This window comes from Nocardioides sp. (assembly GCF_036405735.1).
Lineage (GTDB): Bacteria > Actinomycetota > Actinomycetes > Propionibacteriales > Nocardioidaceae > Nocardioides.
This window is the reverse complement of sequence record NZ_DASWXC010000084.1, coordinates 47,720-63,271: the sequence shown is the minus strand read 5'-3', so window position 1 is coordinate 63,271 and position 15,552 is coordinate 47,720. Positions and strand designations below refer to the sequence as shown.

The 15,552-nt window shown below is 72.4% G+C and carries 13 protein-coding genes; 10 read left to right on the top strand and 3 right to left on the bottom strand.

Annotated features, from left to right (window positions below):
* Window positions 1-438: 438 nt before the first annotated feature.
* The gene (yaaA, locus tag VGE38_RS13865) at window positions 439-1,218 is read right to left on the bottom strand and encodes a peroxide stress protein YaaA (protein ID WP_331143139.1); all 780 of its coding nucleotides are present in this window, start codon (window positions 1,216-1,218) and stop codon (window positions 439-441) included.
* Window positions 1,219-1,237: 19 nt separating this feature from the next.
* On the opposite strand from yaaA, the gene VGE38_RS13860 reads away from it, so the two are divergent.
* The gene (locus VGE38_RS13860; protein WP_331143138.1) at window positions 1,238-2,716 is read left to right on the top strand and encodes an RNB domain-containing ribonuclease; all 1,479 of its coding nucleotides are present in this window, start codon (window positions 1,238-1,240) and stop codon (window positions 2,714-2,716) included.
* Between the two features lie 15 nt (window positions 2,717-2,731).
* Here the strand turns inward: VGE38_RS13860 and VGE38_RS13855 are convergent, their stop codons facing one another.
* Entirely contained in the window at window positions 2,732-4,309 is a 1,578-nt protein-coding gene (locus VGE38_RS13855; protein WP_331143137.1) for an amidohydrolase, read from the bottom strand.
* Complete coding sequence (locus tag VGE38_RS13850; RefSeq protein ID WP_331143136.1) at window positions 4,306-5,793, bottom strand: APC family permease; 1,488 nt, start codon at window positions 5,791-5,793, stop codon at window positions 4,306-4,308. The genes VGE38_RS13855 and VGE38_RS13850 overlap by 4 nt, the downstream gene beginning before the upstream one ends.
* 86 nt (window positions 5,794-5,879) lie before the next feature.
* Between VGE38_RS13850 and VGE38_RS13845 the strand changes: the two genes are divergently transcribed.
* The 9 genes from VGE38_RS13845 to VGE38_RS13805 all read left to right on the top strand — a co-directional run bounded on the left by VGE38_RS13845 (window position 5,880) and on the right by VGE38_RS13805 (window position 15,550).
* The gene (locus VGE38_RS13845) at window positions 5,880-6,527 is read left to right on the top strand and encodes a TetR/AcrR family transcriptional regulator (RefSeq protein ID WP_331143135.1); all 648 of its coding nucleotides are present in this window, start codon (window positions 5,880-5,882) and stop codon (window positions 6,525-6,527) included.
* Between the two features lie 122 nt (window positions 6,528-6,649).
* Window positions 6,650-7,246, top strand: coding sequence for a TetR/AcrR family transcriptional regulator (locus VGE38_RS13840; protein ID WP_331143134.1), 597 nt, complete (start codon window positions 6,650-6,652; stop codon window positions 7,244-7,246).
* A gap of 271 nt (window positions 7,247-7,517) precedes the next feature.
* Complete coding sequence (locus tag VGE38_RS13835) at window positions 7,518-8,471, top strand: ABC transporter substrate-binding protein (protein WP_331143133.1); 954 nt, start codon at window positions 7,518-7,520, stop codon at window positions 8,469-8,471.
* On the top strand, window positions 8,468-9,403 hold the full coding sequence (locus VGE38_RS13830) for an ABC transporter permease (protein WP_331143132.1): 936 nt from the start codon (window positions 8,468-8,470) through the stop codon (window positions 9,401-9,403). The genes VGE38_RS13835 and VGE38_RS13830 overlap by 4 nt, the downstream gene beginning before the upstream one ends.
* On the top strand, window positions 9,400-10,224 hold the full coding sequence (locus VGE38_RS13825) for an ABC transporter permease (RefSeq protein WP_331143131.1): 825 nt from the start codon (window positions 9,400-9,402) through the stop codon (window positions 10,222-10,224). Before VGE38_RS13830 ends, VGE38_RS13825 begins: the two co-directional genes overlap by 4 nt.
* 26 nt (window positions 10,225-10,250) lie before the next feature.
* Entirely contained in the window at window positions 10,251-11,393 is a 1,143-nt protein-coding gene (locus tag VGE38_RS13820; protein WP_331143130.1) for an ABC transporter ATP-binding protein, read from the top strand.
* A gap of 70 nt (window positions 11,394-11,463) precedes the next feature.
* A complete protein-coding gene (locus tag VGE38_RS13815) occupies window positions 11,464-12,633 on the top strand; it encodes an acyl-CoA dehydrogenase family protein (protein ID WP_331143129.1) in 1,170 nt (389 codons plus the stop codon).
* Complete coding sequence (locus VGE38_RS13810; protein WP_331143128.1) at window positions 12,630-14,750, top strand: acetate--CoA ligase family protein; 2,121 nt, start codon at window positions 12,630-12,632, stop codon at window positions 14,748-14,750. The genes VGE38_RS13815 and VGE38_RS13810 overlap by 4 nt, the downstream gene beginning before the upstream one ends.
* On the top strand, window positions 14,747-15,550 hold the full coding sequence (locus VGE38_RS13805) for an SDR family oxidoreductase (protein WP_331143127.1): 804 nt from the start codon (window positions 14,747-14,749) through the stop codon (window positions 15,548-15,550). The genes VGE38_RS13810 and VGE38_RS13805 overlap by 4 nt, the downstream gene beginning before the upstream one ends.
* Window positions 15,551-15,552 lie beyond the last annotated feature (2 nt).

Genomic DNA, 15,552 nt, shown 5'->3' with positions numbered 1-15,552 from the left:
TCGACCGGCGGTGGTCGAGCGGCGTTCTTCGTTGGTCGAGCCGCCGAGCCGCTAGGCGAGGCGTGTCGAGACCTCGGTGGGTGGGGCTGGGTGCCGGGTACGGCGGGTGCGGACGTTGCGGTGGTCTCGACACGTTTCGGCCCTTAGCGGGCCTCACTGCTCGACCGGCGGTGGTCGAGCGGCGTTCTTCGTTGGTCGAGCCGCCGAGCCGCTAGGCGAGGCGTGTCGAGACCTCGGTGGGTGGGGCTGGGTGCCGGGTACGGCGGGGTGCGGACGTTGCGGTGGTCTCGACACGTTTCGGCCCCTAGCGGGCCTCACTGCTCGACCAACGAGGTGGCCGGGCGGCCTCACTGCTCGACCAACGGTGGCCGGGCGGCCTCGCTGCTCGACTGGCGACGTGGCGCGGGTGGCCTCACTGCTCGACCAGCGGGGGACGGTTCAGATCTCGGTGACGACCACGTCGAGCTGGGTGCCGGCCTTGCCGGGCTCACCGGGCTCGACGCTCCAGCCGAGGTCGCGCAGCGCGTCGGCCAGGGCGGCCGGGGTACGCGGCGTGGCGCCGTCCTCGAGCAGTGCACGCACGATGCGGCCCTTGGTCGCCTTGTTGAAGTGGCTGACGACCTTGCGGGTGCCGTCGTGCTCGTGCAGCACCCGGACCGTCGCCACGCGGGGCGCGAGGTCCGGCGCCGGGCGCCAGAAGGCGCCGTACATCCCGGACCGCAGGTCGACCAGCAGCCCGCCGCCGAGCGCCTCGCGGGCGGCGGCGTCGAGGTGGGCGCGCCAGTGCGCGGCGACGCCGCCGAGCGTCGGGAGGACGGCGTCGCCGGAGAGGCGGTACGCCGGGATCCGGTCGCCGGGCGCGACGAGCCCGAACAGGCTGCTGGCCACGAGCACCCGGGCCGCGGCGCGACGCTTGGCGGCCGTGCTGAGCGTGCCGAAGCCGAGCGCGTCGTAGAGGACACCGGTGTAGACCTGGTCAGCCCTGGCCGTCGCCGCGGCCCGCAGCCGCGCGTTGCGGTCCACCAGGTCGGTCTGCGTCTTCGGCACGCCGAGGGTCGCCGCCGCCACCGCGGGGTCGCCGCCGCACAGCTCCACGAGCGCGTCCAGGACCGCCTCGCGGGCGGGCGTCAGCGACGGCAGGGAGAGCGTGGAGAGCTCGAGCGGGCGGCCTCGTGCGGGGGCGGACTTGCCCTCGCTGGGCGGTAGCAGGATCAGCACGGTGCCCTATGGTCACACCATGCCCAGCAACCAGGTCATCCGGGTCCGTACTGGTGGCGCCGCCCCTGAGGCGGCCGAGGACTCCGTCGCCGCGGCCACGCTGCGCGGGGGGATCGCGGCCATCCAGGCCGAGCTGGCGGTGACGCCCGGCTTCGCGCCGGAGGTCGAGGCGGCGGCGGCCGAGGCGGCCAGGCACCCGCGGCTGCCTCAGCTCGACCGCACCGACCTCGAGCTCGTCACGATCGACCCGGCCGGCTCGATGGATCTCGACCAGGCGCTCCACATCGAGCGCGACGGCAGCGGCTTCACACTGCGCTACGCGATCGCCGACGTGGCCGCGTTCGTCACACCGGGCGACCCGGTCGACGTCGAGGCGCACCGGCGCGGCGAGTCGCTCTACGGCGCGGACTCCAAGGTGCCGCTGCACCCGAAGGTGCTCTCCGAAGGGGCCGCCTCGCTGCTGCCCGACCAGGTGCGTCCGGCGCTGCTGTGGACCACCCGGGTGGACGCCGACGGCGAGGCGACCTCGACGTACGTCGAGCGGGCGCTGGTCCGCTCGCGGGCGAAGCTCGACTACGCCACCGCGCAGCGGATGGTCGACGACGGCACCGCGCCGGAGTCGCTGCGGCTGCTCCGCGAGCTCGGCGGACTGCGGCTCGCGCACGAGGCGGCCCGAGGAGGGGTGTCGCTGCCACTGCCCGACCAGGAGATCGTCATCGAGGACGACCGGTGGCGGCTGGACTACCGCAGCCTGCTGCCGGTCGAGCAGTGGAACGCCCAGATGTCGCTGCTGACCGGCTTCGGTGCCGCCGACCTGATGGTCTACGCCCGCATCGGCGTGCTGCGCACCCTGCCCGAGCCCGACCCGCACGACGTCACCGCGCTGCACCGCACCGCCCGCGCCCTCGGCATCGAGTGGCCCGCCGAGCAGCTCTACCCCGACTTCATCCGCGGCCTGGACCCCCGTGACCCCCGGCAGGCCGCGATGGTGGTCGCCTCCACCCGGCTGCTGCGCGGCAGCGGGTACGCCGCCTTCGACGGCGCCCTGCCCGAGCTGACCACCCACAGCGCACTGGCGTCGGAGTACGCCCACGTCACCGCCCCGCTACGGCGCCTGGTGGACCGGTACGCCGGCGAGGTCTGCGTCGCGCTCTGTGCCGACCAGCCGGTGCCCGAGTGGGTGCGTGCCGCGCTGGCCGGCCTGCCGGAGGCGATGCGCGCCTCCGGCAGCCGCGCCGGCGCCTACGAGCGCGCCATCCTCAACCTGGTCGAGGCCGGGCTGCTCGCGCCACGGGTGGGGGAGCGGTTCCGCGGCGTGATCACCGACCTCGACGACCGCGACCCCACCCGTGGCACCGTCACGATCGAGGACCCGGCGATCGAGGCGGCCGTGACCGGTCCGGCCGACAGCGGTCCGCTGCCGCTCGGCACGGAGGTGACGGTCACGCTCGCCGAGGCCGACGTGCGGCAGCGCCGGGTCGCGTTCCGGCTGGCCTAGCCGCCCCTCGAGCGCTCAGCCGAGGCGGTGGGTGACGCGGCCGCCGCTCACCGTCAGCGCGATGGGCGCCTCGGCGACCTCGTCGGCCGGTGCGTCGACGGGGTCGAGCGTGAAGGCCGTGAGATCCGCCCGGCAGCCGACGGCCACCCGGCCGGCGTACGCGTCCCCCTCCACGATCGCGGCGTGCGACGTCATGCCCTCGAGCGCCATCGACCCGGTGAGCCCCTGCTCCGGCAGCACCGGCGCGGCAGTGGAGCCGGGCTGACGGCGCAGTCGGGCGAAGCCGAGGACCTCGCGGGCGTCGTAGTGCGCGATCGGCCAGTCCGAGCCGAGCACCAGCACGCCGCCCGCGTCGCGGACGTCGCGGCACACCCAGGCGCGCCCGGCACGTTCGGCGCCGAGCCGCAGCGACCACTCGTCGGTGTGGTCCGCCTTCGTGTACGCCGTGTGCGAGGGCTGCATCGAGGCGACCAGGCCGGAGCCGACGACGCGCCCGACCAGGTCGTGCGGCAGCGTCTCGAGGTGCTCGATGCGGTGACGCACCCCGTGCGTCTCGACGTTCTCGAGCGACTCCACGACGTGGCGGACGCCGGCGTCGCCGATGGCGTGCGTAGCGGTCTGCACGCCGGCGGCGGCGAGCTGCTGGACGGCCTTGGTGTAGGCCGCCGGATCGCGCCAGAACGCGTGCTGGCCCTGACCGTGGCAGTCCGGGTGCTCCAGCCAGGCGGTGCCGCCCTCCACGGTGCCGTCGATGAAGAACTTGACGGCCTGCACCGCCCAGCGCCGGCCGTGCCGGGCCTGGAGCGCGATCAGGGGCTCGACCTCGTCGCCCGGTCGGCACCACGGCGCCACGCGCAGCCGGACGGGGAGCTCCTCGGTCTCCTCGTAGCCGGCGAGGACCTCCAGCGCGTCGGCCTCCGCGTCCATCATGTGGCCGGCGGTGAGACCGGTCCGCGCCATGCCGCGCAGCACCTCGCCCAGGCGGGCGCGCAGGTTGGCCGCCGGGATCGCGGGCATGGCGTCCATGACGACGCTCATGGCGGCGTCCTCGAGGAGGAAGCCGGTCGGCGTGCCGTCGGCGCCGCACACGATCTCGGCGCGCTGGGCGAACTCACGCGGGCCGGTCACGCCGGCCCGCCGGAGCGCCTCGACGCTCGCCAGCGCGGAGTGGCCGTCGTACAGACGCACGAACACCGGCCGGCCGGGCAGCGCCTCCTCCAGGACCGCGTTGGTCGGCACCGCGCCGGCGAACACGTTGTGGTCCAGCCCCCACCCGACGACCCAGCCGTCGGCGTCCGGGGTCGCCCCGCTCAGGGCCGCTCGCACGTCGGCGAGGTCGCGGCAACGGGAGAGGTCGGTGCCATGGAAGGCCGCGGCCCCGAAGAGCGGGTGCATGTGGCCGTCCACGAGGCCCGGTGTGGTGACCGCTCCGCCGAGGTCGACCACCTCGGTGCCGGCACCGCGCAGCGCGCGGGCGTCGTCGTCCAGGGCCACGATCCGGTCGCCGACCACGGCGACCGCCTCCGCCCACGGGTTCGCCGGGTCCAGCGTGCGGACCCTGGTCCCGACGACGAGGAGGTCGGCGGCCCTCATCGCACGACCTCGACCGTGGCGGTGCAGCAGTCGGCGGCGACGGCGTCGTACGTCGCCCGGCGCTGCGCCCGCAGCCACAGCGCCCACGCGAGGCCGACGACGCAGGTGACCGGGATGGTCAGCAGCAGGACCGAGTTGACCGTGGTGGAGGCCGCGGTGAAGAGCTCGACGTTCCGGGCCGCGAGGACCATGGCGGCGCTCATCGCGAGCGCTGCGGCGACCGGTGCCACCACCGTGCGCCACGGTCCCTCGGCCGTGCTGCGGCGGCGGAAGTAGGCGACCACGGAGACCGCGGCGGCGACCTGCAGCAGCAGGATGCCGAAGATGCCCGGGGTGTTGACCCAGATCAGCAGCTGGCCGTATGGGTCGGCCTGGGCGAGCGCGAAGCCGGCGACGACCACGAAGGCGAGAGCGGTCTGGGCCAGGCCTGCGACGTAGGGCGAGCGGGTGCCGGAGTGGACCCGGGTCAGCGCCGACGGCAGCAGTCCCTCCTTCGCGATGGCGAGCGTGTAGCGGGTCACCGCGTTGTGGAAGGCGACCAGGCTGGCCACGACGCTGGTGACCATCAGCAGGCGCATGACGGTGCTGAACCCACCGCCCACGTAGTGGTCCGAGGCGGCGAAGAAGAGACCGACCGGGTCGCTGGCCGCGGCCGCGATCACCTGACCGGCGCCGAAGGCCTGGATGATGCTCCAGACGATGAACGCGTAGGTCGCGGCGAGCACGGCCACCGCGACGTACGTCGCCCGCGGGATCGTGCGCTCGGGGTGGCGCGTCTCGGAGCGGTAGATGACCGTGGCCTCGAAGCCCATGAACGCGGCGAACGCGGTGGGCAGGATGCTGGCCATGCCGTTCGCGGTCAGGCTGTCGGAGTGGAAGGAGTCGAATCCGATGCCCTCGGAGCTGCCGCCCTGCACCAAGATGGCCACCGCCAGCACGAGGAGCAGGCCGGTCTCGGCGGTCAGCATGATCGCCAGGAACCGGGCGCCGAAGTCGACGCTGCGGAAGCCGACGTACCACACCACCACGACGCCGGCGAGGGCGTAGAGCCACCACGGCAGGTCGACGCCGAACACGTCCAGGAAGGCCTCCTGCGCCGTGATGCCGAGCAGGCCGTAGACGCCGATCTGCAGTGCGTTGTAGGACACGAGCGCGACCAGCGCCGCGATGACGCCGGCAACACGGCCGAGGCCCGCGGCGATGTAGGAGTAGAAGGCGCCGGCGTTGCGCACGTGCCGCGACATGGTGGTGAAGCCGACCGCGAAGACGGCCAGCACGATGCCGGCGGAGAGGTACGCCGCCGGGGCGCCGAGGCCGCCGACCAGGATCGCGAGCGGCGCTACGCCGACCATGACCATCAGCGGGGCCGCGGCGGAGACGACGATGAACACGAGGTCGCTCGTGCCGAGCGCGTCGCGCTTGAGCCCGGCGGACGGCGCGGATGGCCCGGACGGCCCGGTACTCGTGGAATCAGTGGGGGACACGTGCGCTCTCCTCATAATCGAAAACGATTAGATTTAGGTTCAGCGGGTAGCGTAGGTCACATCCGCTCAGGAGAAAAGAGGTTCCGGTGACCCAGATCACCCAACGGCGAGCCGGCCGCCCCCGCAAGGCGCTGCTGGACCGACAGCGGATCGGCGAGGCGGCGCTCGAGCTCGTCGACCGGTACGGCGACTTCACGCTGCCGGCGCTGGCCCGGGCGCTCGGGGTGCAGCCGGCGTCGCTCTACCACCACGTCGACGGCCGCGGCGGCGTGATCGAGCTGCTGCGCGAGCAGATCAGCGACGCCATGGACCCGGCGCCGCTCGACGAGGAGCGGTGGGACCTCGCGCTGGCGGGCTTCTTCCGGTCCTACCGCGACGTGTTCGCCGCGCACCCCCGGGTGGTCCCGCTGCTGACGACCGCGACGATCCGCTCGGAGCGGGTGATCCGTGCCTACGACAAGATGGTCATCCGCCTCGCGGACGCCGGGATCCCCGCCGAGCAGGCGATGACGATCCTCACCGTGGTCGAGAACTTCGTGATCGGCTCGGCGCTGGACCTGGCGGCACCCGAGGTGATGTGGGAGATTCCCGAGGGAGTCGACGCGCCCGCGCTCGCCGCGGCCCTCGCCGCCCAACCGGCCACGGCCAAGCGGGCCGACGAGGTGTTCGAGCAGGGGCTGACGCGTCTGCTGGCGATGCTGGCCGAGGAGTTCGCGCCGCGCGACCCAGAGTGACGCGGGGTGACCTAGCCCGGCGGCGGGGCGGTTCGACGGCGCCGGAGGCGCGGCGGTGGTTGACAACGGCGGTGGCAGTATATTGACTGGCCAGTCAAATAATCCTGCACCGAGGGGCGAGCATGCCAAGGGTCAGTGTCGAGGCCGAGCGCAAGGAGGCGATCCTCAGCGCGGCCTGCGAGGTCGTGTCCGAGGTCGGCTTCAAGTCGCTGCGAGTGGCCGATGTGGCCAAGCGCGCCGGCATGAGCACCGGGTCGGTCCACTACTACTTCGACACCAAGCGCGACCTGATGCACGCCGCCTTCGAGTGGAACTTCGACCGCTCCCTGGAGCGCCGTCGCGAGCTGCTCGAGGGCGCGGAGCCCCCGGCCCGCCGGCTGCGCGCCTTCATCGACTCCTACCTGCCGCACGACCCCACGACGGTGGCGGCCTGGCACGTCTGGGCCGAGTTGTGGGTCGAGGCGCTACACGACGCTGACCTGCAAGAACTCAACGAGCGCGTGTACGGCGAGTGGCGCCGCACGGTCGCCGCGATCATCCGCGACGGGCAGGACCACGGTGTGTTCCGTGACGGCGACGCCGTCCATATGGCCAACGGCCTCGTCGGCTTGATCGACGGGCTCAGCCTCCAGGTGCTGATGGGGTCGAAGTCGATGACGGTGGAGCGGATGCGCGAGGTCTGCGAGCTCTTCGTGACCCTGGTGACCGAGCCGGACTGATCACCCTCACCGCCCCGGACGAGGGGCCGACGGCAGCTGCCGTCGGCCCCTCGTGCGTTCCTCGGCAAATTCGTCGGTGGTGACCCTTGACACAGCCCGTGACGTGGCTCACGCTTGCCGTAATAAATAACTGACGCACCAATCAACTTTCGAGAGGTCGGTACCAGGCATGAAGCGGGTTCTCACTGCTGGATTCGTCGCGACGAGCATGGTCGCGCTGGCGGCGTGCGGCGCCGCGGGTGGTTCCTCCGCATCCGGTGAGGGTGGCGAGATGACGGTCGTCATGTGGGGCGGCGCGGACCAGAAGACCCACGTCAAGGCGGCCGTGCAGCCTTGGGCGGACGCCAACGACGTGACGATCAAGCAGGACTCGCCGAGCGACTACGCCAAGTTCCGCGCGCAGGTCGAGTCGGGCAAGGTCAGCTGGGACGTCGTGGAGGTGGAGCCGAACTTCGCGCACACCGCCTGCGACAACGGCTGGGCCGAGAAGCTCGATCTCGACCAGATCGACGTCAGCCGGCTCAAGGACGAGATGGTGACCGACTGCGCCATCCCCGTGCTCGAGTACGCCTTCACCATCGGCTACAACACCGACGTCTTCCCCGACAGCCACCCCACCACGTGGGCGGAGTTCTTCGACGTGAAGAAGTTCCCGGGCAAGCGCGGGTTCTGGAAGTACGCCACCGGCGCCATGTTCGAGGCCGCGCTGCTGGCCGACGGGGTCGCGCCGGAGGACCTCTACCCGCTCGACATCGACCGCGCCTTCAAGAAGCTCGACACGATCAAGGACCACATCGTGTTCTACGAGACCGGCGAGCAGCAGCAGCAGCTCGTCGCGAGCGGTGAGGCGCCGCTGATCCAGGCCTGGAACGGGCGGGTCTACTCGGCCGCCCAGGAGGGGCAGCCTGTCGCCAACGAGTGGGGCGAGCACCTGCTCTCCTACGACCAGCTCGTGATCCCGAAGGGCTCCGAGAACGCCGACACGGTGCAGGAGTGGGCGGCCTGGTTCGTCGAGAGCCCTGAGGCGCAGGCCGGCTACAGCAACGCCACGGCGTACAGCCCGGTCACCGAGGAGGCGCTCGAGCTGATCGACGACGAGGTGCTGCCGTTCCTGCCCAGCGCGCCGGAGAACGCCGCCAAGCGGGCGACGATCATCGACTACTCCTACTGGGCGGAGAACTACGACGAGGTCTCCGAGCGGCTGAACGAATGGGCCGCCAAGTGAGCGTCGCCATGACCGAGGCGCGGCCGCAGGCCACCCCCTCGCCGGGGCCGGAGGCAGAGTCCTCCGGCCCCGGCCGGGCGGGCCGTCTCTGGCAGGCGCTGGTCCCCGACCGCTGGGGCTGGCTGATGCTCCCACTGCTGGTGTTCCTGCTGCTGGTCTTCGTGGCGCCGCTCGCCATGATCCTGGCCCGCAGCTTCACCGACCCGGCGCCGGGGCTGCAGAACTACCGCGACTTCTTCGGCTCGGCCGTCTACGCCGACGTCCTGGTCAACACCTTCCGGATCTCCGGGACCGTCACGCTGCTGACGCTGCTGCTGGGCTTCCCGTACGCCTACCTGATGACGCTGGCCTCGCCCTTCTGGCGCGGCGTCATGCTGCTGGCCGTGCTGGTGCCGTTCTGGACCAGCCTGCTGGTCCGCACGTTCGCCTGGGTGCTCATGCTCAACAACACCGGCGTGGTGAACGACTTCCTGCTCTCCGTCGGGCTCATCGACGAGCCGCTCACGCTCATCCGCAACCAGACCGGCGTGATCGTCGGCATGGTCCAGGTGATGCTGCCGTACGCCGTGCTGCCGATGTACGCCACGATGCGAGGCGTCGACCGCCGGCTCGTGCAGGCGGCCGAGGGCCTCGGTGCTCGCCCGATCTTCGCCTTCTGGCGGATCTATGCCCCTCTGACCGCGCCCGGCGTCGTCGCCGCGTCGCTGCTGGTCTTCATCTCCTCCATCGGCTTCTACGTCACGCCCGCCCTGCTCGGCGGCCCGCAGGACGTCATGATCGGCGAGCTCATCGTCCAGCAGATCTCGGCCGTGCTGCGCTGGGGCTTCGCCTCCGCCCTCGCCGTGATCCTCCTGGTCGTGACCGGGGTGCTGCTCCTGCTCGTCTCCCGTTTCGTCAACATCGGCAAGCTCCTCGGAGGTGGTGAGCGATGACCACCAGGTTCCTGTGCCGCGCCGGCCTGGTCGCTGTGGCCGTCCTGACGGCGATCTACCTCGTCGCACCGGTCTTCGTCGTCGTGCCGACGTCGTTCAACGACAGCTCCTTCCTGGAGTTCCCGCCCAAGGACCTGAGCCTGCGGTGGTACGAGTCCTTCTTCACCGACCCCGCCTGGGTCAACAGCGCGCTCAACTCGCTGCAGATCGGTGTGTGGGTCACCCTGCTCTCGGTCGTGCTCGGCACCGCCGCCGCCCTGGCGATGGTGCGCGGACGGTACCCGCTTCGCGCAGCGGTGGGCGCCCTGCTGGTGGCGCCGATCCTGGTGCCGTACGTCATCCTCGGCCTGGCCGTCTACGCGCTCTTCCTGGAGCTGGGGCTGACCCAGACGATCCTCGGCTTCGTGCTGGTGCACACCGCGCTCGCCGTGCCGTTCGTGGTCATCAACGTCGGCTCGGCCCTGGTGAGCTTCGACGAGCGGCTCGAGCTGGCGGCGATGAACCTGGGCGCCAGTCGGCTCACGACGTTCCTGCGCGTGACCCTGCCGAACATCCTGCCCAGCATGGGTGCGGGAGCCCTGTTCGCCTTCATCACCTCCTTCGACGAGGTGGTCACGAGCATCTTCCTGGCGGGCCCCGACGTCAGCACGCTGCCGGTGCAGATGTGGAGCGGTGTCCGGGTGCAGATCGACCCGACGGTCGCCGCCGTCAGCACGATGCTCCTCCTCATCACCGTCGCCCTGTTCGCCGTCGCCGGCCTGGTGCGTGCCCTGGGCGCCCGCCGCGCGCAGAAGGCCCTCGTCGCGGCCGAGAACGCCTGATTCGACCCTCACGGAACGGAAAGCCCATGGCCCACACCAACGCCCTCGCCGGCACCGGCGTCTCGATCGAGATCGACGGCGTCGTCAAGCGCTACCGCACCATGACCGCGGTCGACCACGTGTCGCTCACGGTCGAGCCGGGCGAGTTCCTGACCCTGCTGGGCTCCAGCGGGTCGGGCAAGTCGACCCTGCTCAACATCATCGCCGGCTTCATCTCCGCCGACGCCGGCCGCGTCGCCGTCGGCGGGCGGGACCTGACCAAGGTCCCTCCGCACAAGCGCGACCTCGGCATGGTGTTCCAGCACTACGCGCTGTTCCCTCACATGAACGTTCGCGACAACGTCGCCTTCCCGTTGCGACGCCGCAAGGTCGCCAAGGCCGAGATCGCGCAGCGGGTGCAGCAGGCGCTCGACGTCGTCGAGCTCGGCCGCCTGGCCGAGCGACGCCCCGCCCAGCTCTCAGGCGGCCAGCAGCAGCGGGTCGCGCTCGCCCGGGCGCTCGTCTTCCAGCCCGAGGCGCTGCTGATGGACGAGCCGCTCGGCGCGCTCGACAAGCGGCTGCGTGAGCAGCTGCAGGTGGAGATCAAGCGCCTGCACCGCGAGCTCGGCACCACCTTCGTGTTCGTGACCCACGACCAGGAGGAGGCGCTGGCCATGTCCGACCGCATCGCGGTGCTGCGCGACGGTCGCCTGGTCCAGGTCGGTACGCCGGTCGAGCTCTACGAGCGGCCCGCCAGCCGGTACGTCGCGGAGTTCCTCGGCGAGTCGAACATCTTCACCGGCCGCTGTGACCAGGGCACGTTCGTCGACACGACCACGGGTGTGTCGTTCGCCGTCGCGGACCACCACGTCGGTGACGCACTCGTCGTGCGCCCCGAGCACGTCGAGCTCGCCGCCGTCGGCGCGACGCTCGCGTCGGGCCGCAACGCCATCAACGGCACCGTCCGCGAGGTCACCTACCTCGGCTCCGGGCTCCGGGTGGACCTCGACCTGCCCGACGGCCGCCGGGTGATCGCCCGCACCGGGACCCGTGGCATCCACGTGCCGCAGGTCGGGGAGGGCGTCGTCGCCCACTGGGACCCCGACCACGCCCTCGCGGTGGCCGACGACGTCATCTCCGACGCCAAGTCCGACCCCGGGCCCGACGCCGGGTCGGCGTCGGCGGCCTGACACCCCCGCTCCTCCCTCCCACTTCCAGACGCTCCTGCGCACCCTCCGACAGACAGAAGGACTTCACACCATGACGCACAAGCTCCGCGACGGCATCGAGCTCTCCGAGGAGCAGCGCGAGTTCGTCGCCCTGGCCCGCGACTTCGCGCTCAACGAGATCCGCCCGCGCGCCCGCGAGGTGGACGAGGCCGACGTCGAGAGCCCCCTCGACCTGTGGCAGAAGGCCGCCGAGATCGGGCTGGCGTCGTACATGCTCCCGGCCGAGTACGGCGGCGGCGGCGTGACCGACATCGTCACCCAGTGCCTCGTGCAGGAGGAGCTCTGCTACGGCGACGTCGGCATCGGCAACTTCCTCACCTCCAGCGCGTTCTTCGCCGGCCCGCTCGAGGCGATGGGCACCGAGGAGCAGAAGAAGCGCTGGCTGACGCCGCTCACCACGGCGAACCCGCCGGTCACCGCCCTCGCGGTGACCGAGCCCGGTGTCGGCTCGGACTCGGCCGCGCTGCAGACCCGCGCGACCCGGGACGGCGACGACTACGTGCTCAACGGCCAGAAGACCTGGATCTCGAACGCGCCGTACGCCCAGTGGATCATCGTCTTCGCGACCGTCGACCCCAGCCTGCGCGCCAAGGGCGTCACCGCGTTCCTCGTCGAGCGCGACATGCCCGGCGTGACCATCGGCCAGCCGATGCCGAAGATGGGCCAGCGCGGCATCGTCAACGCGGAGGTCTTCTTGGACAACGTCCGGGTGCCGGCCAGCCACCGCATCGGCGGGGAGGGCAAGGGCTTCTACGGCCTGATGCGCACCTTCGACGCCTCCCGGATCCTCATCGGTGCCGGCGCCACCGGTCTGTCCCGGGCGGCCCTGGACGCCACGGTGAAGTACGCCCAGGAGCGCACGCAGTTCGGCAAGCCGATCATCGAGCACCAGGCCGTCGCCTTCCGGATCGCCGACATGGCGGCCCGCACCGACGTCTCCCACCTGGTCACGATGCGCGCCGCCCGGCTCTTCGACCAGGGCGAGTTCGTCGCCCAGGAGTCCGCGATCGCCAAGCTGGTCGCGTCCGAGAACACCACCTGGGTCACCAACGCCGCGCTGCAGAGCCACGGCGGCTGGGGCTACAGCCGTGAGTTCCTCGTCGAGAAGTGGGTGCGCGACGCCAAGCTCGAGGAGCTCGAGGAGGGCACCAGCGACATCCAGCGGCTCATCATCTCCCGCTCGGTGGGCGCTTCGCGATGAGTGACCTCTCCGTCTTCAGCGACCCGCGCTCGGTCGCGGTCGTCGGGGCCTCCGCGGACCCGGCCAAGTGGGGCTACTGGCTCGCGCGCGGTGCGCTGCGGGGCCGGGAGCGCCGCGAGGTGCACCTGGTGAACGCCAAGGGCGCCGTCATCGAGGGCGTGGCCTCGGTCCGCTCGCTCGCCGAGCTGGACCAGGCACCGGAGCTCGTCGTGCTGTGCGCGCCGGCTCCGACGGTGCCCGACGTCGTCGAGCAGGCGCTCGCCGCCGGTGTGAAGGGCTTCCTCGGCATCACCGCGGGCCTCGACGGGGCCACCGGCGAGCCGGGCCTCGAGCGACGCCTGGCGGACCGGATCCGGGCGGCCGGTGCGCGCCTGGTCGGGCCGAACTGCCTCGGCCTGTACGACGCCGCCAACCAGCTCGAGCTGGCCTGGGGCACGTTCACACCCGGCAGTCTCGCGATCGTCTCCCAGTCGGGCCAGCTCGGCCTGGAGCTGGCCGGCCTCGCAGCCCACGCCGGGCTCGGGGTGGCGCGCTTCGTCTCGGTCGGCAACCAGGTCGACGTGACGGCCGCCGAGCTGCTCGAGGACCTCGTCGACCACGCCGAGACCCGGGCCGTCGTGCTCTATCTGGAGAGCTTCCGGGACGGGCGCGGCCTCGTGGAGACCATGGGCCGGCTGCGCGCGGCCGGCAAGCCGGTGGTCGTGCTGACCGTCGGCGCCAGCGAGGCGAGCCGGGCCGCGGCCCGCTCGCACACCGGCGCGTTGACGGCCGCCACCGACGTCGTGGCGGCGGCCTGCCGCGCCGCGGGCGCGGTCCTGGTCGAGACGCCGGCTCAGGCGATCGACCTGGCGCACCTGCTCGTGGGCGGTCCGCTGCCCGCTGGCCGCCGGGTCGCCGTCGTCAGCGACAGCGGTGGCCAGGGGGCCATCGCCGCCGACACTCTCGCGCGGCACGGCCTCGCGGTGCCGCTGCTCACCGAGGGCACCCGCCAGCAGCTGGCGGACCTGCTGCCGGCCGCCGCCGCGGTCGCCAACCCCGTCGACCTCGCCGGCGCGGGGGAGCAGGACCTGTCCACCTACGCCCGCGTCGTCGACGTCATCGCCGGCAGCGGCGAGGTCGACACGGTCGTGATGTCGGGCTACTTCGGCTGCTACGGCGCCGACACCCCCGAGCTGGAGGAGCGCGAGCTCGAGGTCGTGCAGGCCCTGGCCGGCGTCACCCGCACCCGCGCCCTCCCGGTGGTCGTGCACAGCATGAGCCACGACTCCGTGGCGGTCCGCTCGATGCGCGCCCAGGCGGTGCCCACCCTGCACACCATCGACGCGGTCGCACGCTCGGTGGACGTGGCAGCGGCGCTGGCGGAGACAGGAACGACCCAGGCACGCCGCGCCGTACCGGCGCTGGCGGAGGTGGGCGAGCCCGCCGACTACCTCGCCGGCCGCGCCCTGCTGGCCTCCTACGGCGTTTCCTACCCGGGGGCCGCCGGGATCCGCACGGCCGAGGACGCGCGCGCGGCGGCCACCGCGCTGAGCGGCCCCTACGTGCTGAAGGCCGGCTGGATCGAGCACAAGACCGAGGTCGGCGGTGTCGTTGTCGGTCTCGCGGACGCCGACGCGGTCGTCGAGGCGTTCGCCGACATGCACGCCCGGCTGGGCGAGGGCGCCTACGTCCTGGAGGAGATGGACGCCCAGCGCGACGTCGTCGAGCTGATCGTCGGCGCCCGCCGCGACCCGTCGTTCGGGCCGGTCGTGCTCGTCGGCCTCGGCGGCGTGCAGGCCGAGCTCCACAAGGACGTGCGGCTGGCCCTGGCGCCGGTCGACGAGGCCGAGGCCCTGGACATGATCCGGTCGCTGCGGTCCTTCCCGCTGCTCGACGGCTGGCGCGGCCGGCCGCGGGTCGACGCCGAGGCCGCCGCGCACGCGGTCGCGGCCCTCTCCCGCCTGCTGGCCGAGCGGGCCGACGTCGTGGAGGCCGAGATCAACCCGCTCCGCGTCGGGCCGGAGGCGGCGGTCGCCGTCGACGCGCTTGTCACCCTCGCAGGACCACCGCAGGACACCCCGACCGACGGCGCCGCCGTCGCCACCGCCCCCACCGAGCTGACAGGAGCCAGCCGATGATCGATCAGACCACCGAGTTCCGAGGCAAGGTCGCCCTCGTCACGGGAGGAGGCTCGGGCATCGGCCGCGGCATCGCGGAACGCTACGCCGCCGGCGGCGGCGACGTCGTCGTGCTGGGCCGGCGCGTCGAGCCGCTCGAGGAGACCGCGCGCATCGTGGAGAAGTATGGCGTCCGCGCGGGCGTCGTGTCCTGCGACATCCGCGACGCCGCGGCGGTCACCGAGGCGGTCGACGGTGTCGTCCGCGACTTCGGCCGCCTGGACTCGCTGGTCAACAACGCGGCCGGCAACTTCGTCGTGCCGGCCGAGGACCTCTCGCCGAACGGCTGGAAGGCCGTCATCGACATCGTGCTCAACGGCACCTTCTTCGCCACCCGCGCCGCCGCCCAGCACATGCTGGCCGCCGGCAGCGGCTCGATCCTCAACGTGATCGCCAGCTACGCCTGGCACGGCCACCCCGGCACCGTGCACAGCGCGGCCGCCAAGGGCGGCGTGCTGGCGATGACCCGCACGCTGGCCTCGGAGTGGGGCCCGCGCGGCGTCCGGATCAACTGCATCTCGCCCGGGCCCACCGAGACCGAGGGCGCCGGCGCGGCGCTGTGGCCCACGGAGGAGGACCGCCAGCGCGTGCTGGGCAGCGTCCCGGCCGGCCGGTTCACCACGCCCGCCGAGGTGGCGGAGTCGGCTGCCTTCCTGCTCGACGACCGCCGGGCGTCGTACGTCACCGGCGACGTGCTCAGCGTCGACGGCGGTCAGTGGCTCGGCAAGGTCGTCTACGCCGACTCCTCCGGAGGACGATGAGA